This window comes from Thermodesulfobacteriota bacterium (genome assembly GCA_040754335.1).
GTDB lineage: Bacteria > Desulfobacterota_D > UBA1144 > Nemesobacterales > UBA2774 > 2-12-FULL-53-21.
In genome coordinates this window covers 1-20,626 of record JBFMCV010000003.1, presented here as the reverse complement: position 1 = coordinate 20,626, position 20,626 = coordinate 1, and the positions used below count along the sequence as shown (strand labels likewise).

Here is a 20,626-nt window from a genome sequence, read left to right as displayed (position 1 = left end):
CCAGAATTCCATTTATTAAAAGGCCTCTAAATATTATGTGATTTTCTTATGCGGCCGGTTTTAATGTCGCATTATTGAGCAGTCCTGTGATATTTTCAGCACGGAATCCAAAAGCGGGGGTCGAATACCTCACCCTCCCTCCGGTATAAACCCACTCTCCTGGCGCTTTTCAATCACGATGATTTTCCATATAGGAATAAAGATGTAAGTGTACGGAAATTCGAGTCGGTGGAGTTTCTAACGTATTATGTATAAATATTATACAGCGGTAACAAAATACTACGACATGGTGGATACTATTTAACCGTTACAGCCAAGGCTACTGGTTGTTCCTCCCGTAAACATTAAATAATTTATTTGGCACGCATTTTGCCGATATAGCTCCCCTAATATCGATTCGGGAGGAGATGACAATGAAGATAAGGTTATTAATTTTAACTTTCGCAGTTTTGCTGGGACTTACGGTACTGATCGGGAACGCAGACGCCGATGATTCGAAAGTGACCATACGCGCGGGCCATTTCCCGAACGTCACCCACGCCCAGGGGGTCATCGGGCAGGCGAGGGGAGATTTCGAGAAGGCGCTCGGGGATAAAGCGTCCGTAGACTGGAAGCTCTTCAATTCGGGTACCTCGGCAATAGAGGCCCTCTTCGCCGGGGAGCTCGACATCACGTACATCGGCCCGAACCCTGCAGTTAACGGCTACATTAAATCGGACGGCGAGGCGCTCCGCATAGTATCCGGCGCGGCAAGCGGCGGCGCGGGGCTCGTCGTGAGGAAGGACGCGGGTATCAAATCGGCGAAGGATTTTAACGGGAAGAAGTTCGCGACGCCGAGCATAGGCAATACTCAGGACGTCGCGCTCAGGAACTGGCTTGCCGAGAACGGATACAAGCTCAAGGAAAAAGGCGGGACCGTGGAGGTCGTCCCTCTCGAAAACCCCGACCAGCTCACTCTCTTCATTAAAAAGGAGATAGACGGCGCGTGGACTGTCGAGCCCTGGGTGTCGAGGCTCATATACGACGGCGGCGGTGAGCTTTTCCTCGACGAGAAGGACCTCTGGCCGAACGGTCAGTACGTGACCACTCATATTATCGTCAACACGGAGTTCCTGAAAGAGCACCCCGGGCTTGTAAAAACCTGGCTCGAAACCAATCTTGTGCTTACTGACTGGATAAACGACAACCCGGAAGAGGCGAAACAGGTGCTAAATGAGGAGATCAAGAGGGAAACCGGGAAGTCGCTTCCTCAAAATATCCTCGACGCTGCCATCAAGAGGATCGAATTCACGTACGACCCCGTAGCCGGCTCTCTTTTCCAGTCGGCCGAGGATGCGTACAAGCTCGGTTTCCTCGGGAAAAAAGAGCCCGACCTCTCGAATATATACGACCTCTCGATTTTAAACGGAATTCTCAGGGAAAGAGGTCTTAAAGAGATAAAGGTCGAGAGCGGTCAGACAGCGGAAAAATAAACGTCAAATACAAGGAAATCAGATGCATTTGGAAACAGTAAAAAAACTGGAAGTGCTCAAGCCCGATAAAGTCGTCGATTTGAGGGACGCTATCTGCCCTCATCCGCTTAACGTGATAAGGGACACCATAAGGGCGCTCGGCGACGATGCGGTGCTCCTCGCTATATCGGACCACGAGGCTACGGCGCTCGAGAACGCGCCGAGGTTCTGCGAGAGGAGGGGATATCCGTACAGGGTCGTCGAGCAGGAAGGACTCTGGAACATATTCATTCAGAAGATAGAGAAGAAAGAGGCGAGGCTCAGGGTGGAAAACGTCTCGAAAGTGTTCAATACGAAAGAGGGAAAGGTCACGGCGCTGAGCGATATAAACCTCACTATCCGGGACGGGGAGTTCGTCTCGGTAGTCGGGTCTTCGGGGTGCGGGAAGTCGACTCTCCTCAACATGATCGCGGGGCTCGACAAGCCCACGAGCGGACGGATACTCGCCGACGGGAAGCGCGTGGAAGGCCCCGGCGCGGACAGGGTTGTAGTCTTCCAGGAAGGGGCGCTCTTCCCGTGGCTCACGGTTAACGAGAATGTCGAATTCGGGCTCAAGCTGAGAAAGGTTGCTCAGAAAATAAGGAGAGAGCTCGCGTACGATTATCTTAAGCTCGTAGGGCTCGACGACAAGTTCCATAACTCCTTCATCCACCAGCTCTCGGGAGGCATGAAACAGCGCGTCGCGCTCGCGAGGGCGCTCGTCATGGAGCCCTCTATACTGCTCATGGACGAGCCGTTCGCCGCTCTCGACATACAGACGAGGGAGTCGCTTCAGGAAGAGCTCCAGAGGATCTGGGTGGAGTCGCATAAGACGATCGTTTTCGTCACGCATAACGTGGAAGAGGCTGTGATACTCGGCGACAGGGTTCTAGTGTTCACGAAGAACCCGGGGAGGATAAAGTCAGAGCACGATATAGAGATCGAAAGACCGAGGAGGCCGGGCAATCCCGAGGTGTTCCTCAACACGAAGTGGATCACAGATGAGATAAGGGAAGACGGCGAGGATTCGGAAGTCAGGGAGGCCGCGGGCTGATGAAGAGGAAGATAATTTTATTGACCGTTTTTTATCTGCTCCTGGTCGCTGTATGGGAGGGGGTCGCGGCTCTCAAGCTATGGCCATCATACCTGTTCCCGTCACCGCTGAGCGTCCTGAGGTCCCTCATCGCGGGCTTCCAGGACAACAGCTTCACCATAGGGATTCTTGAGAGCATGAAGCGGGTGCTCATAGGCTACGGTCTCTCCATAGTCGGCGGGGTCCTTATAGGCCTCGCGATAGGAAGAGTCAAGGTGCTCGACGAGACCGTCGGTACCATAGTGCTCGGCTTCCAGGCGCTTCCCAGCATCTGCTGGCTCCCCATAGCGCTCCTCTGGTTCGGTCTCAGTGAAAGCGCGATAGTGCTTGTTGTCGTTCTCGGATCTCTCTTCGCCATTACAATCGGCGTCGATTCCGGCGTGAAGAACGTGCCGCCAATATACCTCAGGGCCGCGAGGACTATGGGTGCGGGCGGGTTCGACCTCTATACAAGGGTCATCATCCCCGCCGCCATGCCGTCCATCATAAGCGGGCTCAAGCAGGGCTGGTCTTTCGCGTGGCGCGCGCTTATGGCGGGCGAGCTGCTCTACGTGAGCATCGGGCTCGGACACCTGCTGACCATGGGCAGGGAGCTCAACGACATAAGCCAGATCATCGCGGTAATGATAATAATCATTGTCATCGGCATTACTGTTGACAGGTTCGTCTTCACGAAGCTCGAGAACCGCGTAAGAGAGAGATGGGGGCTGTTAAATGCATGAACATATCGATTTCAAAAATCTGGTATTCCCGAAGCACCGCGTCAAGCTAAGGGGCACGTATTATTGTTGTCCTGACCGTAATTAGTTTCTGAGACAATCGGAGAGCCGTGTCGTCTGACGCATGTGTACGGGCGCGCGGGAGAGTTGCGGAAAATTTCCTGGATTTTAAAAAGTTGATATTTCAACTTACGGGGGAGTTCTACGCAAAAACAGCAAAAGGGAAATTACGGGAGAAGAAAATGAAATCCGAAGATACGATCAGGATAGCAGAACGTGAATGGGGGAACATCAGGGAATCGCTTTTAGAGATCGCCGACGTCGGAGAGCTCGACTTCGGGAATCGGGCTGACTACGGCTTCGCCAGGAAATACAGCGGGCTTTACTTCGTGAGCAGCCTTAACCGGTTCGACGAAGGATTTGCGGAGCACGGGTATTTCACGCCGGAGGCTGCGTACGTGTACGTGAACTTGGCATTTATCGCGGGAAAGAAGCTGGGGCTCGAGGACAATTTTGCCGATAGCTTCGGGAGCGGTTACAGCTGGGTGCGGACCGGGTTCTTCGACCTCGATTACGTCGAAGACCACCGGACGGTCATAAAGCAGCTCCTCTTCTTTCAAACCTTCTACCCCGTCGAAGGGGATTATAACTGGAGCTTCGAATCGTCCGAGGTGAGGGAGAAGCTCAAGCGGGTCTTCAACAACTTCCTCTTGTGGCAGAATAATCCCGCGGCTTACGTGAGGGGCCTGAGAGCTTTCAGGGAGAAGCTCGAGCCGCTAAGACGCGGGCTTTCCAAGGCTCTCGGAGTGCCTATCGTCGACGGGCTGAGGAACGTAAGGAGCGCCAGGTATTCGAGATACAAAAGACCGGATCTAAAATCAGCCGGCAGGTTGATTATCGAGTGACCGACTCACTGCAGGAAAAATCAATTTAAGGAGGATAAGTAAGATGATAAGTAGGATCGTTAGAAACACGGAAGCGGTGGTAGTCCTGCTCCTTATACTTCTCAGCCCTGCGAGCTCGTTCGCCCAATCGACGAAGCAGCAGATAGAAGAGCTCAAGAAGCAGATCGAGATCATACAGCTCCAGAACCAGAAGCAGATCGAGGAGCTGAAGAAGCAAATCGAAAGCCTGCAGACGGAAAGGGCGGCAGATCGGGAGAAGATCGCGGAGATAAAGACGAAGCAGGAAACTGTCGACGAGGACGCCTGGTATAACAAGTTCCTGGCCAGGTACGACAAGGGCTTCGTTTTCGAATCGTCGGACAAAGACGGTTTTCAGTTCAAGACGAGGTTCGTCTTCCTGGCTCAGATACAGGGCATAGTCAACGATACTGACGAGGAGCTGGTATCTACGAACTTCAGGCTCCGTAGACTCGAGCTCAGGTGGGACGGGTATGCATTCAAACCGTGGTTCTATTATACGTTCATGATAGATCCCGCGAGCAGCCAGCTCCTGAAGGACATGTATCTCACTGCTGCGTATCAGAAGGAGGTCGCCCCGAGAGTAGGACAGTGGAAAGTCCCGTTCAACAGGGAAGAGCTTAACTCGTCCTCAGCCCTCCAGATGGTCGAGAGGTCGATTGTAAACGATCAGTTCGGGCTCGAGAGAGACCGCGGTCTCGCGCTCCTGGGCGGAATCGGGAAAAACAACAACGTCTCCTACAGCGCAGGCGTCTTTAACGGGGACGGGCTCAACGGCACGAGCGTCGATTCCAACCTGCTCTACGTCGGCAGGGTTCAGCTTGGCTTGGGGGGGGAAGATTTCAAGTTCAACCCTAACGGCACATACGCTACAGCCAGGGCTTACGAGCTGGTTCCCAACTTCGCAAAGAAACCCACGTTCGTAGCCGGGTTCGGCGCTTCGGCGCTGCCGGGGCTTAACTGCGAGAGAAAGCAGCCTAACGGCGGGGCTTGCGACAGGATAGCCGAGCTAGGGTTCCCGCAGTCGAACTTCACCCAGATAACGGGCGACCTGAGCTTCAAGATGCCTTACTTCAACGTGGAGGCGGAATACGACGCCAGGTGGCTCTCGCCCGATTCGGGCCCGCAGGACACCGCGTTCGACCAGGGCTTCAGGATTCAGGCCGGCGTGTTCCTTTTGCCCAAGACCGTGGAGCTCGCCGCCCGGTATGCGCTTATCGACTACGACACCGGCTCGGGCGTGGTTCCTCCGGATACGAGCGTACCCAGCAAACAGTGGGAATTGACTCCGGGATTAAATTACTACGTCTCGCACGACCACAGGTGGAAGCTCCAGCTCAATTACACGTTCCAGAGGAACGAGGCGACTCTTGACGCCCCGGACGTGGACGCGAATATCGTGAGGGCACAGGTTCAGGCAAATTTTTAGAAAGAAACGGAAAGACAATCGGTCTCTCATCACCTCCTTTAATAAACCTGCCGCCTTACTGCTGAAGGCGGCAGGTTTTCTTTTCCAGGCATTTTCTAAAAACCTTTCATCTTTAATACCGCCGTCGTTAAAAGCCGGGGTTCCACGCTCAGACACTGTGGATTTTTAATATTCGTAATAACTTTATATTCCGCTTGACTTTTCCGGCCTCCGGTATTTTAATTGAAGTTATATCAAAGAGTTAGGGAGGGATGATATGAAAAGGATAATGGTTGGGATTTCTGCTTTCTTAGCTATAACGTTCCTTGCTTTGAATTCATACGCTGCGAGCCCGGCGCCGCAGCAGCCTCAAACCCCGCCTTCATGCCAGGGCAAAACGGCCACGATCGTGGGAACCGATAAGAACGACACCATAAACGGCTCGCTCGGCCCTGACGTAATAGCCGGTCTCGGAGGGAACGACCAGATAAAAGGGTTCGACGGGGACGACGTAATCTGCGGCGGAGACGGCGACGACACGATAACCGGCGGCCCCGGCCAGGATATTATCTACGGCGACGCTGGGACCGACGACCTGAGAGGCGGAAGGGATAACGACGTCGTCTACGGCGGGGACGGGAACGACTATCTCGAAGGGAACGACGGGGAAGACTTCCTCGACGGTGGCATGGGCACAGACGGCATCGACGGCGGGAAAGATACGGACAAATGCATCAACTACGAGTCGCATCAGAGATGTAATATCGACTAGCGCTGATTTTATCCGCCTGATAATACTGGCGAAGCAAGGGGTTGACTCGGTATAAACCGTAATTGAAAATATCGTATTGACGATTGCGGTTTATTCTCGGAGAAGATGAGCGGAAAGCTTTATATCGTTTCGACCCCCATCGGGAACCTCGGGGACATAACGCTCCGGGCCCTCGAAATATTGAAAGAAGCGGACTTCATCGCGTGCGAGGACACGAGGACCACGAAGAAGCTCCTCGCACGGTACGCGATCGAGAGACCCCTCATCAGCTACCACGAGCACAACGAGATAGAAAAGTCGAACGAGATACTCTCGCTTCTGCGTGACGGAAGGAGCGTAGCCCTCGTTTCCGATGCCGGGACCCCCTGCATATCCGATCCCGGGTACAGGCTCGTCAAGCTCGCTTCCGAAAGCGGTATCGACGTGCTGTCGATACCGGGCCCGTCTGCAGCCGTATCGGCGTTGAGCGTTTCCGGTCTCCCCACTTCACACTTCGCTTTTTTCGGTTTCCCGCCCAGGACGAAGAAGCATCTGACCGATTTCCTCGCGCGTATAAAAGATTATCCCGAAACGCTCGTTTTCTACGAATCTCCCAATAGAGTTCTCAAGACCCTCCGCGCAATGCTGGAAGTATTGGGAGACCGCAATATTTCCCTGAGCCGCGAGATGACGAAACTCTACGAGGAGACTCTAAGGGGGAAGATTTCCCAAGTGCTCGAATCCCTCTTAGAGCGGAGTGAAATAAAAGGGGAGGTGACTCTCGTAGTCGAGGGTGCATCGCCTGAAAGCGGGGAAGCCGATACGGAAGAAGTGGACACGATGCTGAGCTCCTGTAAAAAGAAAGGGCTCAGCCTGAAAGACGCGGTAAAGATCGTGTCGGGTGAAACGGGATATTCGAAGAGCAAGACCTACAAGCGCGCCCTCGCAATCTGGGGCCGGGGATAGCGGGCCAGCGCCCGCTGGCATATGATTTCCATCTCCCACTCCGCCCAACCCAACCCGTTCGTGCTGAGCAGGAGCCTGTCCTGAGCGACGTCGAAGGATCGAAGCATGAGCGGGTTACGCATTCGGATGTCAGCAGCGACTCGCCATCCGTGCGTCCTGTTTGCGGCACGTCGCCCAAAGACTATGAGCCGTTGGGGGGGTCAGCCGTAGTGTGATCCGGCAAAGTATTGACGAAGACGGGAGCTTGTCGAAGGACGAATCAAATCAATTAATTCCCTCCCCCCTCTTCAGGAGGGGAGAGGGCTTGTCCCCCGAAGTCTCTTGTCCTTCGAAGCCTTGGCGAAGGAGGATGGCGAAGGGGGATCGGGTGGGGGTGTACCTTAATATTTTTCTGTCATTGCGAGGCTGCGACAGCAGCAGCTGCAATCTCATCTTTTATCCTGCATCATGAATCCCGTCCGTAGGAGCGGCTTTCAGCCGCGACAATCTTTATAATTCCCTCCTTAGAAAAAGGAGGGCTAGGGAGGATTTTATTTTTCTTTTCCGACATTCACAGAATCGGCGGCACACAATGTGTGCTCATATACGATTCATTGCAATCTCCTCTACTGAACCGCAAGTTACCTCTACCCGTTCGTCCTGCTTGCCCGGCGCACACATAGTGTGTTCCGTGGTTCTAGTTACCTACGGTGCTAAACCAACATCGCACCTTAACCCGTTCATCCTGAGCTCGTCGAAGGACGAACGGGTTGGGCCCCTGCCGAAACCAGAAGGGCGCTTGCCACGGCGAAGCACAGGGAAGCCGGGAAGCCTGTCGAAGGATCGAAGAGTGTCATTTCGAACCGAAGCGTGGGAAATCTATTGTTGTTTTTTTAATCCCCTCTCCCCTCTGTGGGAGAGGGTGAAGGGTGAGGGGACATTAAAAAGCAATTCAGTCATCCTGAACTACGGTTCTGAACAAGTGCAAGAACCGGACGCCATAGGCTGAATGCAACGCTGCAAGTATTCCACGGTCGTTCCTTGAATGACCCATAGTATTCAGGATCTCATATTTTAAAATCCGTTCGTCCTGCTTGCCTGGCGAAGCCTTGGCGAAGACTGGAGTGTGTCGAAGGACGGAATATTTGGCCTGTCTTTGCGAGGAGCGAAGCGACGCGGCAATCTCATTCTTCTTACTTCTTCTCCCGAATATGCTTCCTCACAATCTTGTCCTTTTCAACCTCGGACCCCACCTTCACCTGCTTCTCTATCTTCTGTTTCTCGCCCGCAGCCTCCCCCTGTATCTTCGCCTTGCACTCGTCGCATATAGAAGCTTCCGACGGCTTCCCGCATATCATGCATACCTTTTTCTTCCCGGTCATTTCGTTCTCCTCGTTTACAATCTCCGCTTAACATGATGCATACTGCTATAAGTCTATATGAGATTAACCTCAGACGTCAGAGTGGCGGTCTCCTTTCCCTCCATCCTGCGTGTTGCTCGTACGCGTGCGCTACGTGAATGACTGAGGCCTCGTCGAAAGGCTTGCCCAGCACCTGCATGCCGATCGGGAGACCGTCCGATGAAAACCCGCACGGGACGGATATCCCCGGGAGCCCCGCTATGTTGCACGGTATCGTGAGCACGTCCGACAGGTACATCTTTATCGGGTCGTCCGTTTTTTCGCCGATCCTGAACGCTGTTTCGGGCGCCGTCGGGGCCATGATGACGTCTACCTTTTTAAAAGCCTCGTCGAAATCCCGTTTTATGAGTGTCCTCACCCTCTGTGCCTTGAGATAATATGCGTCGTAGTATCCGGCCGAAAGCGCGTACGTCCCGAGCATTATCCTCCTCTTGACCTCGTTCCCGAACCCTTCTGCCCTCGTCCTGAAATACATTTCGCGGAGCGTTTCAGCGTTCGTGGTCCTGTAGCCGTATTTCACTCCGTCGTATCTAGCGAGGTTCGAGCTCGCTTCCGATGGGGCGATGATGTAGTAGGTCACGACTGCGTATTCCGTGTGCGGAAGCGATATCTCGATAATCTCTCCCCCGAGGTCCTCTATCAAGGCGATCGCCTTCTTCGCGGCCTCTTCCACCTCTCTGTCCATGCCCGGAATGAAATACTCCTTCGGCACGCCCACCTTCACGCCCTTTATGTCGTCTTTCAGGCTTGCCGTATAATCGGGCGCAGGTGTGTTGACGCAAGTCGAGTCCCTCGGGTCGTGTCCCGATATCGCGTTAAGTATTATGGCGGTGTCCTCGACAGTTTTCGTTATGGGGCCCGCCTGGTCGAGCGAGGACGCGAACGCTATCATGCCGAACCTGCTGACGCGCCCGTAAGTGGGCTTCATGCCGACGACCCCGCAGAATGCGGCCGGCTGCCTTATGGAGCCGCCCGTATCCGTTCCTATCGAGCCGAGACAGAGCGATGCTGAGGTCGCAGCTGCCGACCCGCCGCTCGAGCCTCCGGGCACCCTCTCCAAATCCCACGGGTTCTTCGCAGGGCCGAAGTAGGATGTCTCGGTAGACGAGCCCATCGCGAACTCGTCCATGTTGTTCTTGCCCGTGATTACCGCTCCAGCGTCGAGTATCTTTTTCGTGACGGTCGCGTCGTAAGGAGGGAAGAAATTCTCGAGCATCCTCGATCCGCACGTGGCCGGGACGCCCTTCATGACGAATATATCTTTCAGGCCTATGGGGATGCCGTGAAGGGGGCCGCGGTAATTGCCCGAGGCGATTTCCTCTTCCGCTGCCTTCGCCGCCTCGATCGCCCTCTCGCCCATGACCGTGATGTAGGAATTGAGCTTCCCGTCGAGCTTTACGATCCTGTCGAGTACGGACTCCGTCAGCTCTGCGGGGGAGATTTCCCTTTTCTTTATGAGTCTCGACGCTTCCCCTATAGACAAAAACGGGAGTTCCATTCAGATATCTCCTTAATCTTCTATCACCTGCGGGACGACGAAGAAGCCCTCTTCCTCCTGCGGGGCGTTCTCGAGCGCTTCACCGACCGTGAGCCATTCCTCGACGACATCAACCCTGAGCGGGGTCGCTATGTCGAGCACGTGGGATGTCGGCTCGACGTCTTTCGTGTCGAGCTCGTTCAGCTTCCCTATGTACGTAAGTATGTTTCCTAGCTGCTCGGTGAATCTCGCGAGCTCTTCCTCTCCGAACTCGAGCCTCGCGAGCTCCGCGACCTTGATTACGTCGTCCCTCGTGATTTTCATTCGTTTCTCCCGTCTGCAGTTTGACGCAATTTATGTTCGGGGGATGATCTATGCCTCAGTGCGAGCAGAGCTCCTCCGCGAAATCTATCACGTCCGCTTCGAGCTTCACGCCGTTTAGCCTGTTTATTTCCTGGATTCCCGTGGGGCTCGTCGTATTAATCTCCGTTATGGACCCGCCTATCACGTCTATGCCGACGAAATAGAGGCCGTCCTTCCTGAGTCTCCTGGAGAGCGCCTTGCAGATTCTGAGGTCTCTCTCTGTGAGCTCCGATTTGGCGGGGCTTCCTCCCGAATGGAAGTTGCACCTGAACTCCCCGCCCGGCTTGGGCACCCGGAGCACCGCTCCAAGCGGCTCGCCGTTAAGTAATATTATCCTCTTGTCCCCCTCGCTCACTTCTTTTATGAACCTCTGCGCGAGGACGTACTGCCTGCCGAAATTCGTGATCGTTTCGAGTATCACGTTCGAGTTCCTGTCCCCTTCGCGGACGTAGAAGACCCCTTCGCCGCCGTGGCCGTCGAGGGGCTTCACGACTATCTCCCCTCCCTCCTCGGCGAGGAACTTGTTAAGCTGCGCTATGTCCTTCGTCACTATCGAGCTCGGTATCCACTCGGGGAAATAGAGCGTGTAGAGCTTCTCGTTCGACTCCCTTATGCCCCGCGGGTCGTTTATGACCTTTGTCTTTTTCAAGTCTATCAGGCTCAGTATATAAGTAGCGTATATGTAGTCCTGATTGAAGGGCGGGTCTTTCCTCATCCACACGACGTCGAACGTCTCCATACCGACGGTCTTTCTCTCGCCGAGTTTATAGTAATCGGCGCCCCTGCTTAGTCTGATCCGGGCTGCGCTCCCGTAGGCCTTCGCGTTTTTTACGAAAAGGTCCTTGAGCTCGAGGTAATGCACCTCGTGTCCCCTCGCCTGGGCCTCCAGCATGAGGACGTACGTCGTATCCTTCTCCGTGTTTATTGTCCCCACGGGGTCCATGACGAAAGCCATTCTGAGCTTCATTTCATTTAACCTTGAGATCTTATGTGATGCCGTTTGATTCTACCGAATTTTATTGTTGCGGACAAATACAGACGCATCGGAATGCATCGAAAACAGGTTAATCCCTCTAAGCGCTTCATGTATACTTTTAATGACCGGTTTTTCGTAAATAGATAGTCCCGAGGCGGCTAATGCCATGGAAAAACAGATTCCCACACCCGAAGAAATAGCGGAGGAGAACAGAAAGCTCAGGCTCCTCCGGTTCATGGTCGATTTCACCATCTCCCTCATGTATCAGACCAACCTGACAAGGGAAGAGGCGCTCGAGCATTTCGAGAAAGTGAGGGACTTCGCGCTCAGGCTCTTTCCGGGGAAAGAGCTCGCTTTCGAGCTTATATACGCCCCGAGGTTCAGGAGGGTGATAAGGGACATCTATGGATACCACTGATGCCGACACTATTGAAGCCCTCTACCGGGAAGGCGCGCCGTCTATCGCCCGCGCATTCGAGATCCAGAGGAAATTAAGCAAAAAAGTCATAATACATAAGGAGCTCGGGGAGGTTAAGACTGTCGCCGGGGCGGACCTGTCCGTCATGAAAGACGGCCGCAAGCTCATATGCGGGATAATATTATTTTCGTACCCCGCCCTCGGCGAGATCGAGCGGGTTTACTCCGTTTGCGACGAGAGATTCCCATACATACCGGGACTCCTCGCGTTCAGGGAGGGGCCGGCGATAATCGAGACCTTCAGGAAGCTAAGGCGAAAGCCGGACCTCCTGATTATAGACGGGCAGGGCATAGCGCACCCGAGGGGTTTCGGCATCGCTTGTCACGTAGGCGTGCTCCTCGACATTCCGGCTATGGGGATAGCGAAGAAGAGGCTCTACGGGACGTACGATGAGCCGGGAGAGAAAAAGGGTGATTCGAGTCCTTTATTATCGAAGGAGGGGGATGTCATAGGCTCAGTCCTGCGGACGAAGGATAAGACAAAGCCCGTCTTCGTGTCTCCGGGCCACAGGCTCGACACGGACACCGCGAGGGAGATCGCGCTTCTATGCGCGAGAGGCTACAGGATACCCGAGCCCACGAGGCGCGCGGATATATACGTCGCGGAGCTGAAAAGAGGAGTGTACGGCAGTGCCTGAGAGGTTTTCATGGGTGGTAGAGGGCGTGATAGCGGGGATGGAACGGCCTGGTCTGTTTAACAGCCACGAAGACGACCTCGAATTCCTGAGAGGGGAAGGGATCGAGGCAATAGTGAACCTCGAAGAAAGGGAGCATGCGAGGGACTATGAAGGGTTTATCGTGAAGCACATACCTGTCGATGATTTCAAGGCCCCCAGGCACGAAGATTTTGCGGAATTCGTCGATTTCGTGAGCGCCCAGATCGCCAGTAACAGGCGCGTAGCCGTTCACTGCTACGCGGGTATGGGGAGGACGAACCTCATGCTCGCCTGCTTCCTCATGCACCATATGAAGATCGAGCCCGCAACCGCGCTCGATACGGTCAAGCTGAAAAGGCCCTTTCACCTCGTCACCTGGGAGCAGGAGGAGGCACTAAAAGAGTATTATTTTATAATACGTGAGAGTCTTGCCATCGAGGGGCTTTTTAAATGACAACCGGCTGCCGATACTCCTTTCTCTCTTTTTCTTTTTGGTATATCAGGCCCTTTTCTGGTAGATTATAGACGCCGGGGTTCGGGACGGGCTTCGGAGCGGGAGTTTTAATGGGTTACTCAAAAGAACTGCTCGAGCAGTTGAATTACGGCGAAGGCGAAACACTTTTCGGGGATACGCCGCTTGCGATACTCAAGGCTTTCCTACAGTCGGGCGTGAGCTATCTCGGAGGCTATCCGGGCTCTCCGACGGCCAGGCTCATCGATGTCATCTCCGACGCGTACGAGCCGGTTCTCAAAAAAAAGGGAATATATTTCGACTGTTCCGGCAACGAGGCCTCGGCTGCGTCATTGCTGTCGGCGTCGATCAGCTATCCGATCAGGGGCTCCGTGAACTGGAAAATAGTGGGCACGAACGTCGCCTCGGACGCCCTCTCGCATATATCTTCATCCGGGGTAACGGGCGGGGCGATGATAATAGTCGGCGAGGATTACGGCTGCGACAGCACGTGCGTCGCCGAAAGGGCGCTCCCGTTCGCGCTGAAGTCAACGATGGCAGTGATAGACCCCCGGGGGGACCTCGGGCAGGTCGCCAGGATGGTCGAGGCCGGATTCGAGCTTTCTGAATACTCGAACATGCCCGTCATGTTTCTCCTGTCAACGAGAGTAGCCCACATAATGAACAAGATGACCTGCCGTGACAACAAGGACCCTAAAATCAGCACGATCAACAGGCTGGATGACCTCATAACCGACCTCGACAAGATACCGCTCCCGCCCTTTACCTTCGACCACGAAAAGAAGAAATACCACGAACGGATTCCCGCCGCGAGGAGGTTCATACTCGAGCGGAGGCTCAACGAGTTCTTCGAAGGGACCGAGAGCAGCATGGGGATAATCACACACGGGATGATATACAACTCCCTCATGAGGTGCCTCTATAACCTGGGCGAGGCGAGCCTCTACGGCGAGTGCAGGATACCGATACTCAACCTTAACGTAACGAACCCGCTAGTCCCCGAGGAGATAATACTCTTCCTCCGGGACAAGAAAGCCGTGCTCGTCGTCGAGGAAGGCATGCCCAACCTCATAGAAGAGCAGATAAGGGCAATCGCGCAGAGGGCGAAGCTCGGCCTCGATATATTCGGTAAGGACATACTGCCCCAGGCGGGCGAGTTCACGCCCGACCATATCGCGAAAGGGGTGGGTCAGTTCCTCCTCAAGAACACGCTCTCCGAATACGAGAAGGAGAGGATAAAGGAAAGGAGCGAGTTCACGGAGAAACACAAGGAGAGGGCAGCGAGCTTTTTAAAGCAGCCCGTAACCAAGAGGAACCCCGTTTTCTGCACAGGTTGTCCTGAAAGGCCCATATTCACGGCGATCAAGATACTGGAAGAAGACTACGGGAAGTCATACTACGCGTCAGACATAGGCTGCTATTCCATGAGCGGGCTCCCGCCTTTCGACCTGAGCAATTCCATCACCGGCATGGGCATAGGCCTCGCCTCCGCGGGCGCTCTTTCGAGGATGGCGAACAAGAGGGTCATATCGTTCATGGGAGACGGGACGTTCTGGCACAGCGGCCTAACGACGAGCATCGCGAACGCGGTGTATAACAACCAGAACGCCATATTGATAATCCTCGAGAATTTCTGGACCTCCATGACCGGTCATCACGAGAACCCCGCTTCCGGCAAGAACATGAGACAGGAAGGGGTCGGCATGGACATCGAAAAAGCCCTCCGTGGAGCGGGCGTTAGGTGGATCAAAACCGTGAACCCCTACGACCTCAGGGAATCGATCGGGGTGCTGAGCGAGGCTTACGAAGAGGACGAGGGACTGAGAGTCATTATTTCCAGGGGCGAGTGCCAGCTCGAGAAGACGAGAAGAGAAAAGATTACGATTAAAAAAAATATAAAAGACGGCAGGCGCATGGTGCAGAAAAAACTCGGCGTCGACCCCGACGTCTGCACGGGAGACCACTCGTGCATGAGGTTCAACGGGTGCCCTTCGCTCACGCTAAAGGACAGTCCCACCATACTCCGGGAAGACCCTGTGGCGCATATAGAGCCTTCGTGCGTCGGCTGCGGGCTCTGCGGGGAGATAGCGCACGCGGCCGTCCTCTGCCCATCCTTCTACAGGGTGGAGATAATAGACAACCCTTCTCTCTTCGAACGGATCGGGGCTAAAATAAACCGCTCGCTACTTCACCTGGTTTCGCGGAACGGCTGGTCGGGTTAGGCTGACCGCTCCCGTCACCGCATCTCATACCGGAATCTCCGAAGGGAGGCTGACTATGACTATAATCCTTTCGTTTCTATCGTCGTATATCGATCAGAATCTCTCTGTTCTTTGTTAAAGCATGGAATTTATTGCGTCAGGCGTATAGATTGTAGAAGGCGTAAAAATTGTTGTAGTATTTTTCTGAAATTGCTTTTCTGATAAGTGATGCGGACTAAGAGCGATCTGATAAAAATATTTATCCCCGCAGTCGGCGGACAGGGCGGAGGGGTGCTCACCGAATGGCTGGTACAGGCGTTCTTCCTCGAGGATTACGATGTGCAGGGGATAAGCCTCCCGGGCCTCTCGCAAAGGGGAGGGTCCACGGTTTACTACATGGAGGCGCACCCCAGGTCGGCCTCCGGGGACAGGCAGGTAATCTTCGCGCAGTTCCCGGTCCCCGGCGAAGTGGACGTTATCATTTCACAGGAATTCCTCGAGCTCGGAAGGGCGCTGCAGCTGGGCTACGGCTCCGACAAGACGACCATAGTCACGAGCACGCACAGGATATACTCGACGCTCGAGAAGATGCCCGTCGGAAGCGGTATATACTCCGAAGAGAATCTCAGAAAGATAGCATCCTCGTTTTCATCGAGGTTCATTGAGCTCGACGCGCTGAAGCTGGCCAAGGAGAACGGCATGGACGATCTCGCCGTGAACGCGATACTCCTGGGCGCGGTTTGCGCTTCGGGAGTGCTGCCGATAAAAAGGGAATCGTTCGTAAAGTCGGTCGAGATGGTCGGAGTTTCGGTAAAGGCGAGCTTGAAAGCGTTCGAGGTCGGGTACGAGCACGTGTCCTCCCGTAAGGGCGCGGAGCAGAAGAAGCCCCCCCGGGTCTGGGAGAGCTTCGTGCAGGAGAGGGCCGACAGGCTCGAGGAGTACGACAGGGAGGAATATCTGGGCAGGGTTTCAAGGCTCGAGTCCGAGTTCCCGCCGAGCCTCCGGGAGATTCTTGCAGAGTCCGTATTCAGGCTGCTCGAATACCAGGACGCGGAATACGCGGACGAATACATAGAAGACGTGAAAGCAATCTATCAAATTGACGAAAGTGCGAAGGGGGGAGGGCTCAAGCTTACGGAGCACTACGCGAAGAACCTCGCTCTGCTCATGAGCTACGAGGACGGAATACGCGTGGCCGACCTCAAGATAAAATCGGACAGGTTCAAGAGGATAAAGGAGGAGATGAGGCTCAGGGACGACCAGGTCTTCAGGGTCGTCGACTACCTCAAGCCCGACGCGGAAGAGCTATACGGGCTTCTGCCGTATTTCCTTGTGGCGCCCGTGGTTCGTTTCACGCAGACGGGAATCTTTAAGAAGGTATGGCCCAGGAAGAAGCCGCTCACCTTCGGTCAGACTCCCGTTACCACGTCGTTCTCGGGATACGCGACGCTCTGGCTCCTCACAAAAATGAAGTTTATGAGGAGACACTCGTTCCGGTACAGGAAAGAGCATGCGCTCATAAAGAAATACAGGGAAGCCGTCAAATATTATGCGTCCCTCGATTACAGGGTAGGGTCACTCGTCGCCAGGAGCGCCTCGATGGTCAAGGGCTACGGCAAGGTCAGGAGGAGGACGATGAACGCATTCACCCGGTTAATAGACAACGTAATATCCCCGATCGCCGAGTTCGAGAAGAACAAGAGGAAGAACTACGACATCACGCTCGAGATAGGGGAGGAAGCGCTCAAGCTCATATCAGGCGAGTCCGTGAACGGCATAGACAAGGCCGAGAAGATGGCCCGGGAAGTGCTTGAAAGAAGAGCAGCTTAAACACCCCGCACATACCTCCTTAATCTTTTTGTCATTCCCGACTCGATTGGGAATCTCATCCTTAATAAACCGTAGGAGCGGCTTCCAGCCGCGATTCCTTTAATTCCCTCCTTTTGTAAAGGAGGGGTAGGGTGGATTTGTAGTTATCTGTCTTTGCGAGGCTCAGAATGAGCCGTGGCAATCTCATCTTTTATCCTGCATACTGTCCGTAGGAGCGGCTTTCCTGAATCAAGTTCAGGACAGGCCCGCCGCGATAGAAAGTTGTCATTTCGAGCAACGGTTCTGAACTAGTGCAAGAAACGGACGCCATACCAGCAAAGACTCTCAAGTAAATTAACTGCCGGCTCATCGTTGCCTAAACTAAAACAGGCTAGGGTGGTTTTTACCCGTTCATCCTGAGCTTGTCGAAGGATGTCATCATGAAGAAAGAAGGCTCAATTCAGAAGAGGGAATGGGCCGATAACCTGAGACTGACAGAGTGAACGCCCTCTCAGCAGTTCTCTTCCATCATCTCTATAAATTCCTCGAACAGGTAAGAGGAATCATGAGGCCCCGGCGAGGCCTCCGGGTGGTACTGCACTGAGAACACCGGGTGCTCCCTGTGCCTGAGCCCTTCGACCGTGTTGTCGTTCAAGTTGATGTGCGTTATCTCCACATCTCCCCCGAGACTATCCGCGTCTACGGCGAACCCGTGGTTCTGCGACGTGATCTCCACCTTCCCCGTTCTCAGGTTCTTGACGGGCTGGTTCGCCCCCCTGTGTCCGAACTTGAGCTTGTACGTCGTCCCGCCGAGTGCAAGCCCCAGTATCTGGTGTCCGAGGCATATGCCGAATATCGGCTTTTTCCCTATCAGCGTCCTCACGCTCTCGACGGCGTAAGCGACCGCCGCGGGGTCCCCCGGGCCGTTAGAGAGGAATATCCCGTCTGGCTTCATGGAGAGCACCTCGTGCGGAGGAGTCCTCGAGGGGACAATCGATACCTCGCAGCCGTGGTCGGAGAGCTTCCGCAATATGTTCCGCTTAAGACCGTAATCATATGCGACTACCCGGAACCGTCTCCTCTCCCCGGCCGCTTTTTCAGAGGCCGGTCTCCACGCTCCCGTCCCTTCGCTCCATTTGTAAGGGTTATCGCAGCTCACTTCCGTGACCAGGTCTATGCCCACTATCCCCTGGGAAGCGCGCACTTTCTTAAGCAGTTTTTCAGGGTCGCTTTCTGCAGTCGATATTACCGCCTTCTGGGCGCCCTTCGAGCGTATGAGCTTGGTGAGCGACCTCGTGTCGATCCCTTCTATCCCCACGACCCCGCTGTCCGAGAGGTACGACCCGAGGCTTCCGCGGGAGCGCCAGTTCGAGGGCTCTTTCCAATATTCTTTAACGACGAAGCCCTTTAAGAACGGCTTTCTCGATTCAATGTCTTCGGGATTGACTCCGTAATTCCCTATCTCCGGGTAGGTCATTGCAACGATCTGACCGTTATACGAGGGGTCTGTGAGTATCTCCTGGTACCCGGTTATGGAGGTGTTGAATACGACCTCTCCGTAAGCCTCCCCCTCCGCCCCGAAGCTCAACCCCTCGAAAACACTGCCGTCTTCAATCACCAGAGTCGCTTTTTTCATGATTTCGTTTGGAAAATACATACTAAAAATCACCGTGTCAAACTTTTGACTGTATATTTATACGTAATGGGGGTATGTGCGGCGCTCATCGGGGGTGATGGGTGGCGGAATTCCCCAATTCTAATCTTGATAAGCCGGCTGAGGATCGGCGAAAACTCTGCTTGGAAGGTATATAGCCTTCATGGATTATAGTTATTATGGAAATGGCTAAGAGAATATCCGTGGACGCGTTTAGAAAGAACGGGGAAAAGATCCTCATAGTGGACGACGAGGACGCTATAAGGAGTCTCTTCGTCGAGGCGCTCGAAGAGCTCGGTTACAGGTGCGACGTCGCCGCGAACGGTCTCGAGGCTCTCGAGAAGTTCTACCGCGTAAAGGACTACGATGTCGTCCTCCTCGACATACAGATGCCGAAGCTGAACGGCATAGAGACGCTTAAAAAGTTAAAGGCGTACTCCCCCGACCTCTCCATTATCATGGTCTCCGCGTCGCGCGATATCGAGAACGTGAGGGCGGCTTTGAAAGAAGGCGCCTACGATTACGTCTTCAAGCCTTTCAACGTAACGGACGTGGATACGGTCATAAGGCGCGCGATCGAGAGGTCTAACCTCATAAAGGCGAACAAGGACTACCAGAAGAACCTCGAGAAGAAGGTCATAGAGCAGACGGAGGAGCTCGTGAGGGCGTATTCCGGAACTCTCGAGGCGATGATACTTGCGCTTGACTTGAGGGAGCACGAGACGGGGTACCACTCCTACAGGGTTACCGAGTACGCGATCAACCTCGGAAAACACATGAAGCTCTCCGACGAGGAGCTTTCGATAATAGCCAAGGGGGCGCTCCTCCACGACATAGGAAAAATAGGCGTGCCCGACAATATTCTCCTCAAGCCCGACAAGCTGAATGACGAGGAGTGGGGACTCATGAGGAAGCACGCCGAGTTCGGCTACGAGCTCTTGAAGAAGATAGACTTCCTGGAGGAGTCGGCGAGGATAGTCCATACTCATCATGAAAGATACGACGGACAGGGTTACCCGTCGGGGCTTTCCGGAGAGGAGATACCGCTCGGCGCGCGTATCTTCTCCGTTGTGGACGCGCTCGACGCGATGACATCGCGGAGGACTTACAGGAAAGCGATACCTTTCGAGGACGCGGTGGAGAAAATAGCCGAGGCTTCGGGCTCACAGTTCGACCCGGATGTAATAGACGTATTCGTGAACATTCCTGTCGAGGAATGGAAGGACATCAAGAAGCGCATCGCCTCATCGAGCTCCGAGTACCTGAAACAGCTCATGTTCGAGCTTAGCAAATACAAAATCTGAGTCTCTTTCCTGTCACCGATTTGTGGACGTAGGGTCACATCATAATTCTGTCATTTCGAACTACGTGAGAAATCTATCTTTTGTCTTTACATTTAATTCCCTCCTTAGAAAAAGAACGAATGCAAGCAAGTGCGCATTCGGATGTCATATCAACAAAGGCAGCTGAGTAAATTAATTCCGGCTTGTCATTGCCTGAGCCAAAGTAGGCTAGGGAGGATTTGCTTGATTCTGTCATTGCGAGCTTCCGAGTCCGTTCGCCCTGAGCCTGTCGAAGGGTCGAAGGACGAAGGAGACGCGGCAATCTCGTCTTTGTAGTTATATGTCATTTCGAGGCAAAGCCGAGAAATCTATTTTTATGTTGTCATCCTTGTATCTTGTATCTTAAAAACAACGGATTAAATTGTATAAAATATCAAGAAGCTATAATACGGGAGCGGAGAGATACTCGTGTCATCCTAAGGTTTTAAAACCGGGAGTTCAGATTAGT

At 54.0% G+C, this 20,626-nt stretch carries 18 protein-coding genes; 13 read left to right on the top strand and 5 right to left on the bottom strand.

What is annotated here, in order from left to right; translation table 11 throughout:
* Positions 1–413 precede the first annotated feature (413 nt).
* The 7 genes from AB1598_06480 to rsmI all read left to right on the top strand — a co-directional run bounded on the left by AB1598_06480 (position 414) and on the right by rsmI (position 7,350).
* On the top strand, positions 414–1,472 hold the full coding sequence (locus AB1598_06480) for an ABC transporter substrate-binding protein (protein ID MEW6144651.1): 1,059 nt from the start codon (positions 414–416) through the stop codon (positions 1,470–1,472).
* Positions 1,473–1,500: 28 nt separating this feature from the next.
* Positions 1,501–2,544, top strand: coding sequence for an ATP-binding cassette domain-containing protein (locus AB1598_06475; protein MEW6144650.1), 1,044 nt, complete (start codon positions 1,501–1,503; stop codon positions 2,542–2,544).
* Complete coding sequence (locus tag AB1598_06470; protein ID MEW6144649.1) at positions 2,544–3,305, top strand: ABC transporter permease; 762 nt, start codon at positions 2,544–2,546, stop codon at positions 3,303–3,305. The genes AB1598_06475 and AB1598_06470 overlap by 1 nt, the downstream gene beginning before the upstream one ends.
* Before the next feature lie 239 nt (positions 3,306–3,544).
* A complete protein-coding gene (locus AB1598_06465) occupies positions 3,545–4,207 on the top strand; it encodes a hypothetical protein (protein ID MEW6144648.1) in 663 nt (220 codons plus the stop codon).
* A 43-nt stretch (positions 4,208–4,250) separates the two neighbouring features.
* The gene (locus AB1598_06460; protein MEW6144647.1) at positions 4,251–5,654 is read left to right on the top strand and encodes a porin; all 1,404 of its coding nucleotides are present in this window, start codon (positions 4,251–4,253) and stop codon (positions 5,652–5,654) included.
* A 256-nt stretch (positions 5,655–5,910) separates the two neighbouring features.
* Positions 5,911–6,405, top strand: a complete 495-nt coding sequence (locus AB1598_06455) for a calcium-binding protein (protein ID MEW6144646.1) — start codon at positions 5,911–5,913, stop codon at positions 6,403–6,405.
* Between the two features lie 105 nt (positions 6,406–6,510).
* Positions 6,511–7,350, top strand: coding sequence for a 16S rRNA (cytidine(1402)-2'-O)-methyltransferase (gene rsmI / locus AB1598_06450; protein ID MEW6144645.1), 840 nt, complete (start codon positions 6,511–6,513; stop codon positions 7,348–7,350).
* A gap of 1,172 nt (positions 7,351–8,522) precedes the next feature.
* On the opposite strand, the gene AB1598_06445 is transcribed toward rsmI, so the two are convergent.
* The 4 genes from AB1598_06445 to gshB all read right to left on the bottom strand — a co-directional run bounded on the left by AB1598_06445 (position 8,523) and on the right by gshB (position 11,557).
* Positions 8,523–8,711: a hypothetical protein gene (locus AB1598_06445; GenBank protein MEW6144644.1), complete on the bottom strand. Its 189-nt coding sequence runs from the start codon at positions 8,709–8,711 to the stop codon at positions 8,523–8,525.
* A 76-nt stretch (positions 8,712–8,787) separates the two neighbouring features.
* On the bottom strand, positions 8,788–10,248 hold the full coding sequence (gene gatA / locus AB1598_06440; GenBank protein MEW6144643.1) for an Asp-tRNA(Asn)/Glu-tRNA(Gln) amidotransferase subunit GatA: 1,461 nt from the start codon (positions 10,246–10,248) through the stop codon (positions 8,788–8,790).
* A 12-nt stretch (positions 10,249–10,260) separates the two neighbouring features.
* Positions 10,261–10,551 carry an Asp-tRNA(Asn)/Glu-tRNA(Gln) amidotransferase subunit GatC gene (gene gatC / locus AB1598_06435; GenBank protein MEW6144642.1) on the bottom strand — a complete coding sequence of 97 codons (291 nt, stop codon included), beginning with the start codon at positions 10,549–10,551 and terminating at the stop codon, positions 10,261–10,263.
* A 55-nt stretch (positions 10,552–10,606) separates the two neighbouring features.
* A complete protein-coding gene (gshB, locus tag AB1598_06430) occupies positions 10,607–11,557 on the bottom strand; it encodes a glutathione synthase (protein MEW6144641.1) in 951 nt (316 codons plus the stop codon).
* 175 nt (positions 11,558–11,732) lie between these two features.
* Here gshB and AB1598_06425 point away from each other — a divergent pair, with 175 nt between their 5' ends.
* The 5 genes from AB1598_06425 to AB1598_06405 all read left to right on the top strand — a co-directional run bounded on the left by AB1598_06425 (position 11,733) and on the right by AB1598_06405 (position 17,202).
* Entirely contained in the window at positions 11,733–11,984 is a 252-nt protein-coding gene (locus AB1598_06425; GenBank protein ID MEW6144640.1) for a hypothetical protein, read from the top strand.
* Complete coding sequence (gene nfi, locus AB1598_06420; GenBank protein ID MEW6144639.1) at positions 11,971–12,681, top strand: deoxyribonuclease V; 711 nt, start codon at positions 11,971–11,973, stop codon at positions 12,679–12,681. The genes AB1598_06425 and nfi overlap by 14 nt, the downstream gene beginning before the upstream one ends.
* Positions 12,674–13,153, top strand: a complete 480-nt coding sequence (locus AB1598_06415; GenBank protein ID MEW6144638.1) for a dual specificity protein phosphatase family protein — start codon at positions 12,674–12,676, stop codon at positions 13,151–13,153. The genes nfi and AB1598_06415 overlap by 8 nt, the downstream gene beginning before the upstream one ends.
* A gap of 110 nt (positions 13,154–13,263) precedes the next feature.
* A complete protein-coding gene (locus AB1598_06410) occupies positions 13,264–15,393 on the top strand; it encodes an indolepyruvate ferredoxin oxidoreductase subunit alpha (protein MEW6144637.1) in 2,130 nt (709 codons plus the stop codon).
* 207 nt (positions 15,394–15,600) lie between these two features.
* Positions 15,601–17,202, top strand: coding sequence for an indolepyruvate oxidoreductase subunit beta family protein (locus AB1598_06405; protein ID MEW6144636.1), 1,602 nt, complete (start codon positions 15,601–15,603; stop codon positions 17,200–17,202).
* Between the two features lie 490 nt (positions 17,203–17,692).
* Here the strand turns inward: AB1598_06405 and carA are convergent, their stop codons facing one another.
* Positions 17,693–18,838 carry a glutamine-hydrolyzing carbamoyl-phosphate synthase small subunit gene (carA, locus tag AB1598_06400; GenBank protein MEW6144635.1) on the bottom strand — a complete coding sequence of 382 codons (1,146 nt, stop codon included), beginning with the start codon at positions 18,836–18,838 and terminating at the stop codon, positions 17,693–17,695.
* Positions 18,839–19,020: 182 nt separating this feature from the next.
* Here carA and AB1598_06395 point away from each other — a divergent pair, with 182 nt between their 5' ends.
* A complete protein-coding gene (locus tag AB1598_06395) occupies positions 19,021–20,139 on the top strand; it encodes an HD domain-containing phosphohydrolase (GenBank protein MEW6144634.1) in 1,119 nt (372 codons plus the stop codon).
* The last annotated feature ends 487 nt before the right edge of the window (positions 20,140–20,626 follow it).